11 protein-coding genes are annotated in these 10445 nt (G+C 73.3%); 6 read left to right on the plus strand and 5 right to left on the minus strand.

From position 1 onward, the window contains the following. The first annotated feature begins 16 nt into the window (after positions 1–16). From DN069_RS03110 to DN069_RS03135, 6 genes are all read left to right on the plus strand, one after another. Positions 17–964 carry a chlorinating enzyme gene (locus tag DN069_RS03110; RefSeq protein ID WP_111499236.1) on the plus strand — a complete coding sequence of 316 codons (948 nt, stop codon included), beginning with the start codon at positions 17–19 and terminating at the stop codon, positions 962–964. Continuing rightward, positions 961–1233 carry a phosphopantetheine-binding protein gene (locus DN069_RS03115; protein WP_111499237.1) on the plus strand — a complete coding sequence of 91 codons (273 nt, stop codon included), beginning with the start codon at positions 961–963 and terminating at the stop codon, positions 1231–1233. Before DN069_RS03110 ends, DN069_RS03115 begins: the two co-directional genes overlap by 4 nt. A 58-nt stretch (positions 1234–1291) precedes the next feature. Next, positions 1292–2464 carry a methyltransferase gene (locus DN069_RS03120; RefSeq protein ID WP_111499238.1) on the plus strand — a complete coding sequence of 391 codons (1173 nt, stop codon included), beginning with the start codon at positions 1292–1294 and terminating at the stop codon, positions 2462–2464. Between the two features lie 3 nt (positions 2465–2467). Next, positions 2468–3253: a thioesterase II family protein gene (locus tag DN069_RS03125; protein ID WP_111499239.1), complete on the plus strand. Its 786-nt coding sequence runs from the start codon at positions 2468–2470 to the stop codon at positions 3251–3253. A 147-nt stretch (positions 3254–3400) separates the two neighbouring features. Beyond that, the gene (locus DN069_RS03130; RefSeq protein WP_165845351.1) at positions 3401–4426 is read left to right on the plus strand and encodes a pyridoxal phosphate-dependent aminotransferase; all 1026 of its coding nucleotides are present in this window, start codon (positions 3401–3403) and stop codon (positions 4424–4426) included. Positions 4427–4507: 81 nt separating this feature from the next. After that, positions 4508–5554, plus strand: a complete 1047-nt coding sequence (locus DN069_RS03135; protein WP_111499241.1) for a 2-ketoarginine methyltransferase — start codon at positions 4508–4510, stop codon at positions 5552–5554. A 133-nt stretch (positions 5555–5687) separates the two neighbouring features. Here the strand turns inward: DN069_RS03135 and DN069_RS03140 are convergent, their stop codons facing one another. The 5 genes from DN069_RS03140 to DN069_RS03160 are packed head-to-tail and all read right to left on the minus strand — an operon-like array spanning position 5688 to position 10297. Then, positions 5688–7787 (minus strand): amino acid adenylation domain-containing protein, encoded by a 2100-nt coding sequence (locus DN069_RS03140; protein ID WP_111499242.1) that lies wholly within the window; start codon positions 7785–7787, stop codon positions 5688–5690. 3 nt (positions 7788–7790) lie between these two features. Further along, positions 7791–8051, minus strand: a complete 261-nt coding sequence (locus tag DN069_RS03145; protein WP_111499243.1) for an acyl carrier protein — start codon at positions 8049–8051, stop codon at positions 7791–7793. After that, entirely contained in the window at positions 8048–9334 is a 1287-nt protein-coding gene (locus tag DN069_RS03150) for a cytochrome P450 (protein WP_111499244.1), read from the minus strand. The genes DN069_RS03145 and DN069_RS03150 overlap by 4 nt, the downstream gene beginning before the upstream one ends. After that, positions 9331–10074 (minus strand): thioesterase II family protein, encoded by a 744-nt coding sequence (locus tag DN069_RS03155; RefSeq protein WP_111499245.1) that lies wholly within the window; start codon positions 10072–10074, stop codon positions 9331–9333. The genes DN069_RS03150 and DN069_RS03155 overlap by 4 nt, the downstream gene beginning before the upstream one ends. A 16-nt stretch (positions 10075–10090) precedes the next feature. Further along, positions 10091–10297 (minus strand): hypothetical protein, encoded by a 207-nt coding sequence (locus tag DN069_RS03160; protein ID WP_111499246.1) that lies wholly within the window; start codon positions 10295–10297, stop codon positions 10091–10093. Positions 10298–10445 lie beyond the last annotated feature (148 nt).

The raw sequence follows: 10445 nt of genomic DNA on the forward strand, positions 1-10445 counted from the left end.
CGCAGAGAGGAAGCACATGTCCAGCAACGAGTTCTCGCTCAGCCCCGAGCAGATCGCCCAGTTCGAGCGCGACGGCTACATCGGCCCGTTCGACCTGTACGACCCGGCCGAGATGGAGCAGCACCTGCGGGCGCTGCGCCCCAAGCTGATCAGCACCAAGAAGTCGATCTACAGCGACGAGAAGCAGGCCTCGGCGATCTCCAACTACGACCGCCACTTCGACATCGACTTCCTGGCCTCCCACGTCACCCGCCCGGAGATCGTCGACCGCGTCTCCTCCCTCCTCGGCCCGGACACCCTGTGCTGGCGCTCCGAGTTCCTGGCCAAGTACCCCGGCGACGAGGGCACCGACTGGCACCAGGCCGAGGACTTCTCCAGCCTCACCGACGAGCACACGCCGCAGATCCAGTGGCCGGCCGACTCCGACCGCCGCGGCACCATCACCGTCTGGACCGCGTTCACCGAGGCCAGCGTCGAGACCGGGGCGCTGCAGTTCATCCCCGGCACCCACAAGGAGATGAACTACGACGAGACCAAGGGCCTGAGCTACGACCCCGACGTCATCAACAACCTGGAGAAGCAGGGCACCAACCGCGGCTTCTTCGGCTACGACTACCGCCAGCTGCAGAAGGACCCGAACTGGGCCCCGGACGAGTCCAAGGCCATCTCCGCGGTCATGAAGCAGGGTCAGTTCATCATCTTCTGGTCCACGCTGATGCACGCCTCGCACCCCAACACCAGCCAGGACCAGGCCCGCCTGGGCTACTCGGTGCGCTACCTGCCCACCGCCGCCCGGGTCTACCCGGGGCTCACCGAGCTGAACGAGTTCGGCTCGACCGTCAGCCTCGCCCGCTACGGGGCCGTCCTCACCTCCGGCGAGGACACCTTCCACCACAACACGTTCGTCCAGCAGACCGTGAACGGCTACGAGTTCCCGGTCCGTGAGATTCGGAGGTCCGCATGACCGTGCAGACGACGGGGAGCCGTCCGGCGACCCAGCAGGAGATGGAGCAGTGGGTGGCCGACAGCTGGCGCGCCCTCGGACTGACCGTGGCGGGTCCGGCGACGGACTTCTTCTCCGTCGGCGGAACCTCGCTCGCCGCCGCGCGCTTCCTGGCCGGCGCGGAGGAGCTCTTCGGCGAGGACGTGCTCCCGCCCGAGGACTTCTTCGAGGGCAGCTCGGTCGAGGCGGTCGCCGCCCTGATCGTCCGCAACAGCTCCGGCGAGTCCTGACCGGCTACGACACACACGAAGACACGCACGACGACACACACGAGAGGGAGGACGCCCGGTGGCCGTCCTGGAACGCACCTTCGACCCCGCCGGGCTCGCCGCCCCCGCGTCCGCGCCCGCGCTGCGCGCGCTGGGCGCACTGCTCCGCGAGGTGGGCTTCGACGAGCACGGCGCCGCCCGTGCCGTCGCGGCCCCCGCGCCCGACCTGCTGCTGAGCAACTCGGCGCGGTACGCCTTCTTCGCGGACCGTTCCCGCCCCGAGGGGCCGCACGCCGAGGTGGCGCTGCTCACCTCGCTCTTCGTGCTCAACCGCAGCCTCCCCGCCGACTGGCTGGGCGGCGCCCTGCGACCCGAACTGCTGGACCTGCTACGGGAACTGGAGCTGCTCGACGACGCGGGCGAGCTCGCCCGCGGCCGGGTCTCGCTGACCCCCTGGCAGGGCCGCTGGTTCCTCGCCGACCGGCTCTTCCACAGCCCCGCCCCGCAGCAACTGGTGGCCGCGACCGAGCGTGACCTGGTGATGCCGCCGCACGCGTCCAGCCTGCTGGTGCTCGACACGCTCCAGGCGCTGCGCGGCTCCGTGCTCGACGTCGGCTGCGGCACCGGTTTCCTGGCCCTCAACACCGGCGCCGGGACCGACCGCAGCGCCGGACTCGACCTCAACCCGCGCTGCGTCGCCTACGCCACGGCCAACGCCGTCCTGAACCGCCGCGACGAGGTGGCCTTCACCGCCGGCGACTTCGCCGACCACACGCTCACCCCCGACCGGCGCTTCGACCACCTGGTCTTCAACGCCCCCACCCTGCCCAGGATCGACGACGAGGAGGGCGACGGCGAGTTCGGCCAGTCCACCATGGAGTGGCTGCTGCACGCCGCGGTCGCCATGGCCCCCCGGGTGCTGCGTCCCGGTGGCGGCGCGCACATCCTCGGCATCGTCGAGGTGCCCGCGGACCGGGTCGACGCCGCCGAGACCGTGCGCGACTGGCTGGCCGGTGCCGACGTCACCGACGTGACCGTGACCGCCCACGACTCCCCGCTGCTGCAGGTGACCCGCCGTCAGCTGGAGCAGCGGCGGCTGCACGGCAACAGCCTCCTGGTCTACGGGGCCGGACAGGCCCGCCGGCTGCTGGACAGCCTGGCGCGGCGCGGCACCGCGGCCGTGGAGGTCGTGACCATCGGCTTCCGCACGCCGCTGCCGCCGCCCCAAGAACCGCCGACCGAGAGGCAGTGACCCGTGACGACCGATCCCGCCCCGCAGTGGCTCTTCCCGATGCGCAAGCAGCGGGGGGACGCGCCGCCCGCAGAGGCGCGGCTGCTCGTCCTCCCGTACGCCGCCGCCGGGGCCGCGTCGCTGCGGCCGCTGGTGGCCGGACTGCCGCCCGAGATCGAGGTGCTGGGAGTCTCCCTCCCCGGCCGGGAGCGCCGTTTCTCCGAGCCGCCGGTCACCGGCCACGACGAGATCGTCGCCGCCGTCACCCGCGAGCTGGCTGCCCGTGAACCGCTGCCGACCTGGCTGTTCGGCCACAGCATGGGCGCCAGCCTGGCCCTGGCCTGCGCGCTCGCCGCGCCGGAGCTGTGCCATGGCGTGGTCACCAGCGCCCGCAAGCCCGGCGGCCTCGCCCTGGAGTCGCTGCGCGGCCTGGACGACGAGGCGATCGTCGGCTTCTTCGGCTCCGTCGGCAACACCGCGCCCAAGCTGCTGGAGGACCCCTTCTGGCGGGCCCGGCTGATCGAGCTCTTCCGTAGCGACATCGCCCTCGACGAGGAGGTGTCCACCGTGATCGAGGACGCCCCGCTGCACCTGCCGGTGCTCGCCCTCGGCGGCGCCGACGACCCGTACGTGCCGGCGGCCGAGCTCTCCGCCTGGGAGCGGCGCACCACCGGCGACTGCCGGGTGGTGGTCCTGCCGGGCGCCCACTTCTACCTGCTCGACCCGGCCAACCGGGAGGCCGTCCAGGACGCGCTGGTCGCCGCGCTGCACTCCGCCGTGCCCGCCGACGCCGCCCTGCCGGTCCGCTGACCTGCCGGTCCGCCGACCGACCGGCAGCCCGTACCGCCGGGCGCCGCGGCCGAGTTGCCTGTTCGTTGCCTGGGAGCAGGGGGTGACGCGACAGCAGAATCGCCGAGGCGCACGAAGCCCGTCCACGACGAACCAAGGAGGCAGAACGTGGTCGCAGCCCATCCGTCCGCTGACGGTGATGCCCTGCTCGACTGGAACGAGAGCCCGATCGGCCCGCCGCCGCTGGCCGTCAAGCGCGTCGTGGACGCGGCGGACCGCCTGCACCGCTACCCGCGCGGCCTGCTGGAGGAGGTGACCGCCCTCGCCGCCGCCCACCACGGCGTCGCCACCGACCAGGTGCTGCTGATGGCCGGCGTGGACGAGGCCATCGACATGACCCTCTCGCTGGCCGACCGGGCCTTCGGCCTGGTGCCCGGCTTCGACGGCTACCCGGACCGCGCCGCCGCCAACGGCAAGGCCTTCCACCCGATCCCGCTCGACGCCGACTGGCAGCCGCGCGTCGGGGTACCGGCGGGTCTCGGCTCCGACGACATCGTCTACCTGGCCCAGCCCGGCAACCCCACCGGCAACCTGTTGTCACCCGCGTGGATCGACACGCTGCGGGAGACCGCGGGGTACGTCTTCGTCGACGAGACCTACCAGGAGTTCTCCTCCCAGCCGGGCATCCTCGCCCGCACCGGCGGACCGCAGCCCGGACTGCTGGTCTACCGCAGCTTCTCCAAGGCCGCCGGCCTGGCCGGGATCCGCCTGGGCTGCCTGGTCGCCGAGGCGCGCGTGATCGCCCGACTGGAGCCGCTGCGCCGCTTCATGCCGATCGACGCGGTCAGCCTGCACGCGGCGGCCGGCCTGCTGGAGGAGCCCGCGTTCATGACCCGGCTGGCGCACTACGTCCGCGAGGGCCGCGCCGAGCTGTGCGGGCTGCTGCGTGGCAGCGGCCTGTTCGCCGAGGTCCGCGAGTCGGAGACCAACTTCGTCCTGGCCCGCCCGGACGCCTCCGTGCACGCGGCGCTCGCCGCGGTGCTCGCCGAGGACGGGGTCAGGGTCCGCGACTGCTCCGGCGTCGGCCTGGCCGGCTGGCTCCGCATCAGCGTCGGCACCCCCGAGGACCACGACCGCCTCGGCCACAGCCTGGACCGGCTCGCCCGCTCGCACGCCGAGCGCGCGGCCGCCTGAGACAGCACCCGCACCATGCACCGCCATCCCGACCACGCACGGCAATCCGCACGTATCCCACACCCGAGAGGTGAATCCGTCATGGCCATTCTCACCGACGACCTCGAGCGCCGTCTGATCGACAACACCCAGCCCGTCCGCTTCTTCTTCCTGGCCCAGGCCCTGCATCACGCGATGCACGTCGGCCTGTTCGAGGCCCTGAAGAAGGAGCCGGGCGCCACCGCGGAGACGCTGGCCGAGCAGCTCGGCCTCGACGCCTACCGCACCGGCGGCCTCCTGCGCTACCTGCGCAACGAGGGCTACGCGGTGTTCGAGGACGGCGGCTGGACCATCAGCGGCAAGGCGCTGGAGGTGCTCCCGTTCGCCCCCTGGTACGAGATGATGGTCGGCGGCTACGCGCCCTCCATGGACCAGCTCGGCGACATCCTCGCGGATGGCACCCGCTACGCCACCCGCAACACCACCAAGGTCGGCGAGGGCAGCTGCGGCATCGGCGCGCACGACGCGCTGCCGCTGGTCGAGCAGATCCTCGACCCGGCCGCGGTGAACCGTCCGGAGACCATCGTCGACCTCGGCTGCGGCGACGGCAGCTTCCTGATGGACCTGCTGGTGGCCCAGCCCGACCTGCGCGGTCTCGGTCTCGAGCCGAACGAGGGCTCCGTGGTGCTCGGCGAGCGCCGCCGCGCCGAGCTCGGCCTCGAGGGCCGGGTCGACCTGGTCCAGGGCGGCGCCGCCGACGCGCTCACCCTCGACCTGCCGGAGAACGGCCGCGGCATCTGCTTCATGACCGCGTTCGTGCTCCAGGAGGTGCTGCAGCAGGAGGGCGAGGAGTTCGTCGAGAACCTGCTCAAGCAGACCTTCGAGCGCTACCCCGAGGCCCGTTGGCTGGTCGTCGAGATGGACCACCAGCCGCTCTCCCCGGTCATGGGCAGCCACGGCCTGGCCCAGACCTTCTACAACCCGTACTTCCTGATCCACCACATCACCGAGCAGCGGCTGCAGACCCGCGGCTGGTGGGAGGAGCTCTTCGAGCGCCTCGGCCTGACCGTCGAGGCCTCCGCCAACCCCGACCCGCGCGCCGACTCCACCGGCCTGCAGTTCGGTGTCCTGCTCTCGAAGAAGGCCTGACCCGGCATCAGTCGCACCGGAAGGGGCGGCCGCTCGTCACACGAGCGGCCGCCCCTTCGGCGTGCCCCGACCCTGTCGGCGCACCGCAGGAGGCCCCCGCACCGCGTGCAGCGGTGCGGGGGCCTCTGGTGGTTCAGCGCGCGGCGCGCGCCGTCGCGGCGAGCGCCTTGCGGTCGACCTTGCCGTTGCGGGTGAGCGGGAAGCTCTCCACCACCGTCCACAGCGCGGGCACCATGTACGACGGCAATTGCCGCTCCAGCGCGAGCCGCAGCGCCACCGGGTCGGCACCCGCCTCCGTCGCGGGGACGACCGCGGCGACCAGACGCTTGCTCGCGCTGTCCGCGCCGACGGCGAAGACCAGCGCGTCCTGCACGCCCGGCACCCGGGCGAGCACCGCCGCGATGGCGGCCGGCTCGACGCGGTAGCCGCGCAGCTTCACCTGGTCGTCCGCGCGGCCGAGGAACCGCAGCCGGCCGCGCCCGTCCAGCCGGACCAGGTCCCCGGTCCGGTAGAGCCGCTCCGGAACGTCCGGCGAGAAGCGGCCGAACCGCCGCGCCGTCTCCTCCGGATCGCCCAGGTAGCCGGTGGCCAGCCCGTCGCCGGAGGTGTACAACTCGCCCACGGCGCCGGGCGGCAGCAGTCGGCACCGGTCGTCGAGCACGTACACGCGGGTACCCGGCACGGGCACGCCGATGGGGAGCGGGCCGTCCACGTCCGCCGGGTCGGCGACCGAGTGGGTGGTGGTGAAGGTGGTGTTCTCGGTGGGTCCGTAGCCGTTGGTGACGACCAGGCCCGGGTGCTCCTCGAGCAGCCGGGCCACGTGCTGGTGCGGGACGACGTCGCCGCCGGAGAGCACCTGCCGCAGCCCGGCGAGCGAGCGCGGCGCGAACTCGGCGAGCAGCCGGAACAGTCCGGCGGTGAACCAGGCGACGGTGACGCCGCGTTCGACGAGGAAGTCGCCCAGCTCGGTCGGGGAGGGCAGCGGCTCGTCGTAGACCTCCAGGGTCGCGCCGGTGAGCAGCGCGCCCCACAGCTCCAGCGTGGAGGCGTCGAAGGCCAGCGGCGACAGCCGCAGCACCCGGTCGCCCGGCCCGAGCCGGACGTAGTCGGCGCCGTGGACCAGCCGGACCACGCCGCGGTGCGGCACGCAGACGCCCTTGGGCTCCCCGGTGGAGCCGGAGGTGAAGGCCACGTAGGCGAGGCGGTCGCCCGCCCCGGACGGCAGCGCGGGCACCTCCTCGACGCACTCCTCCCAGCCCGGGACCCATACCGGAACCGCCGGAACGCCCGCCGGGGCCTCGTCCCGCGGGCCGTGCAGCACGGCCGTGGGACGGCACTTGGCGACGATGCGGGCCAGGTGCGCGGCCGGCGCGCCGAGATCGACGCCGACGTAGGCGGCGCCGGCCAGGGCGATGCCCAGCACGGCCACCGCCTCCGCCACGGACCGGTCCAGTCCGACCAGCACGGTGTCGCCGGGCCGGACCCCGGCCTCGGCCAGCAGGCGGGCCTGGGCCGTCGCCGCCCGCTCCAGTTGACGGTAGGTCAGTTCGGTGTCGCCGTGGCGGACCGCGACGGTGTCCGGCAGCCGGTCGGCGACCTGCCGGAACAGCTGCTCCAGCGGGGCGTCGGGGAAGTGCCGGCCGGTGTCGTTGACCGCGGCCAGCCGTGCGCGCCGGTCCGCGGAGACGGCCCGGACGTCCTCCACCGGCCCCGAGGCGCCGGCCAGTTCGGCGGCGGCCGCGAGCAGGTCGGCGGCGAATCCGGTGAGCTCTGCCTCGGTCCAGACGCCCGCGCGGCAGGCCAGCGAGCCGGAGCGGTCCGTGCCGCGCCAGTCGGCGCGCAGCGCGACCTCGACGCCGTCCCCGGGCTCCGCGTCCGGACCGAAGGCGGCACGGGCCTCGCCCGCGTCGCCCGCAGCCTCAACGGCCGGGTCGCGCAGCAGGCGTTCGGTGGCGGCCAGCAGGTCGTCGGTGCCGCGCTCCTCCTGGATCTCGACGTCGAGGGTGCCCGTGCCGCAGCGCACCGGCACGATCCGGCACCCGGTCCAGCGGGTGAGCGTCACCGCGTACGCGGCGAGCAGCAGGGCGTCGGGCCCGACGCCGAGCTTGGCGCAGCGGGTGGCGATCTCCGCCCGCAGCCGCGCGTCCGGGTCCACCAAAGCCCTCAGGGCCGGGCCTCCCGAGGAGGCCTGGCCCTGAAGGTCGGTGGGGAAGTCCATACGGTCTTCCGCCATGGTTCATCCCTCCAGCAACGCGGCCTGGCCGCGCACCGTGCCGGCCCGCAGCACGTCCATGGTGCGCACCGGCACGCCGGTGGCCTGGCGGATCCGCTCCACCAGGGCCACCAGCAGCAGCGAGTCGCCGCCGGCGTCGAAGAAGTTGGTGTCCTGCGGTACCGACTCGGTGTCGGCGGTCTCGAGGACCTCCGCCCACAACGAGCGGACCAGGGCGATCCGGTCGTCGGCGGTGGCGATGCCGGCCAGAAGGGGCTGCGTCATGATCGAACCTCCAGCGATGCGGGTGAGTGGGAACGGCGACGTGCGGTGATCGGGACGTGCTTGTAGCCCGAGGCGAAGTTGGAGATCAGCCGCTCCGGCCGGCCGGCCGGGCGGAAGTCGTGGTAGCGGGTGAAGAGTTCGTCGAAGAGCACGCCCAGCGTGGTGCGGGCGACGCTGTGGCCCACGCAGTAGTGCGGGCCGATGCCGAAGGCCAGGTGCTTGTTGGGGCGGCGGCGCAGGTCGAAGCGCTCCGGCTCGGCGAAGACCGACCCGTCCCGGTTGGCCCCGCCGAGCCAGACCACCACGGCGTCGCCCGCCGCGACGGGCGTGCCGCGCAGGACGGTGTCCCTGGTGGCGTAGCGCATCACGTGGTTGACCGGGGAGGCCCAGCGCAGCGCCTCGGCGTAGCCGGACTCGTTCAGCTCCGGGTGCGCCGCCCAGTCGGCGAGCACCTCGGAGCCGGCGAACTCGGCCAGCACGAAGGTGGGTGCGTGGGGCGTGGTGACATTGGCGCCCAGCAGCAGGCTGTAGCAGTTGGAGATGACCTCGCCGGGCGACATCAGGCGGCCCTCGAAACGGGTCGACAGCAGGGCGCTCAGCAGGTCCGTGCCGAGGTGCTCGGAGCGGTGCGCTATCAGGTCCTGGAAGTAGCCGAACAGCTCCAGACGGGCCGTCATCAAGGTGGCGGCGCGGCCGCCGGGCTCCTGGAACTCCGGGTCGTCGGCGGCGATGCACATGGTGGTGGCCCGGGTGAGCCACTCCCAGTCGGTGCGCGGCAGTGCCATCATCGTGCCGGTGACCCACATCGGCATCGCCATCATCGCGCTGGCGAAGTCGAAGACCCCGCCGTCGCCCAGCGGTTCCAGCAGCTCCACCACGAGCGCGCGGATCTGCTCCCGCTCCTTGGCCACGGCCTTGCTGGTCAGCGCGCGCTTGAGCCGGGCCTGCCGGGCGGTGTGCAGCGGCGGGTCGGTGACGGCCAACTGCTGGCCGCCGGCCGGGTCGTCGGTGCCCAGCAGGTCCAGCAGGGTGCCGCGCTCGGAGGTGTAGGTGTCGGTGTCCCGCAGCACCAGGTCCGCCTCGCGGTAGTGCACCACGGACCAGAAGCCGCGGTCCGCGTCCACCTGCTGCCAGTGCAGGCCGTCGCGCTCGCGCAGCTCGCGCCAGAGCCGCGGCGCGTCGCCGTGGCTGTACAGCCGCGGATCGACCAGGTCGGGCCCGGCCGGGGCGAACGGGCACCGGCCGGCCGGCTCCCGGGTCGCGGGCGCCTCGGTGACGGTCATCGCTCCCCGCCTCCTTCGAGTTCGTCGACGACGGTGCGCAGCAGGGTGGCCGCGCGCTCCGTCTCGGTCAGGTACATGTGGCTGCCCTCGACCTCGACGCAGCGGAACCCCGCGGTCGTCTCGGCGGCCCACTGGGCCGCCTCGGCGGCGCTGACCAGCTGGTCGTCACGGCCGCGCAACGAAGTGACCGGCACGTCCAACAGCACGTCGTGGGCCGAGCGGTAGTCCTCGTGCATGGTGTTGTCGGCACGCAGGAACGGCATCATCACCTGGAGCAGCTCGGGGTGGTCCATGGCCGGGTGGCGGTAGCCGGCCACCCGGCGCAGGCCCTCCAGGAAGGCCTCGTCGTCGAGGTGGCTGACCCGCTCCACCTGCCGCAGCCGCGGCCCGGGGGCACCGCTGACCAGCAGCCGGGCGACGGGGCGCCCCTTGGCGGTCAGCCGGCGGGTCAGCTCGTAGGAGAGCTCCGCGCCGAGGCTGTGGCCGAAGAGCGCCACCCGCGAGGCGGCCTCGCCGAGGGCGTCGAGCTGGTCGAGCACCCAGGGCAGGGCGTCGTCCATGGCGGTGTCGACGTCGGTGTGCGGCGTCTCGAAGTACCGCTCCTCACGTCCGGGGAGCTGCACGGGCAGCAGGGTCAGCCCCTGCGGCGTGAGCGTGCGCCACTTGCGGAAGAAGCCGGCGCCGGCGCCGGCGAACGGCAGGCAGACCAGGGTGGTCGGGGTGGTCGGGGTGGTGGTCACGGTGGTCGTCGTCCCTTCAGGCCGCGTGGCCGTGCTCGGCGGTCGGCGCCAGGCCGGACCAGCGGGCGAGCACCAGCTGCGGGTCGCCCTCGGCGAGGTCCCGCAGCAGCGCGGCGACCTGGTCCGCCCCGCGCACGCTGCAGACCCGTCGGCAGCGGTAGGTGATGAGCACGACGTTCTCCTCGGAGTGCCGTTGGTAACCGAAGTACGGTGGACGGTTCATCGCTGACTGCCTTCTTTCGCCTGGGACCTGGAAGGGGGTGGGCGACGCGTGCCGCTCAGACGGTCTGGACCTCGCGCACGGGTGCGACGGCGGGCTCGGTTGTCGGCACCGACGTCGGGCCGGTGATCCGCAGGAACCTCAGCACCGG

Origin of the sequence: Streptacidiphilus pinicola, assembly GCF_003258295.1 — a bacterium.
Classification (GTDB): Bacteria; Actinomycetota; Actinomycetes; order Streptomycetales; family Streptomycetaceae; genus Streptacidiphilus; species Streptacidiphilus pinicola.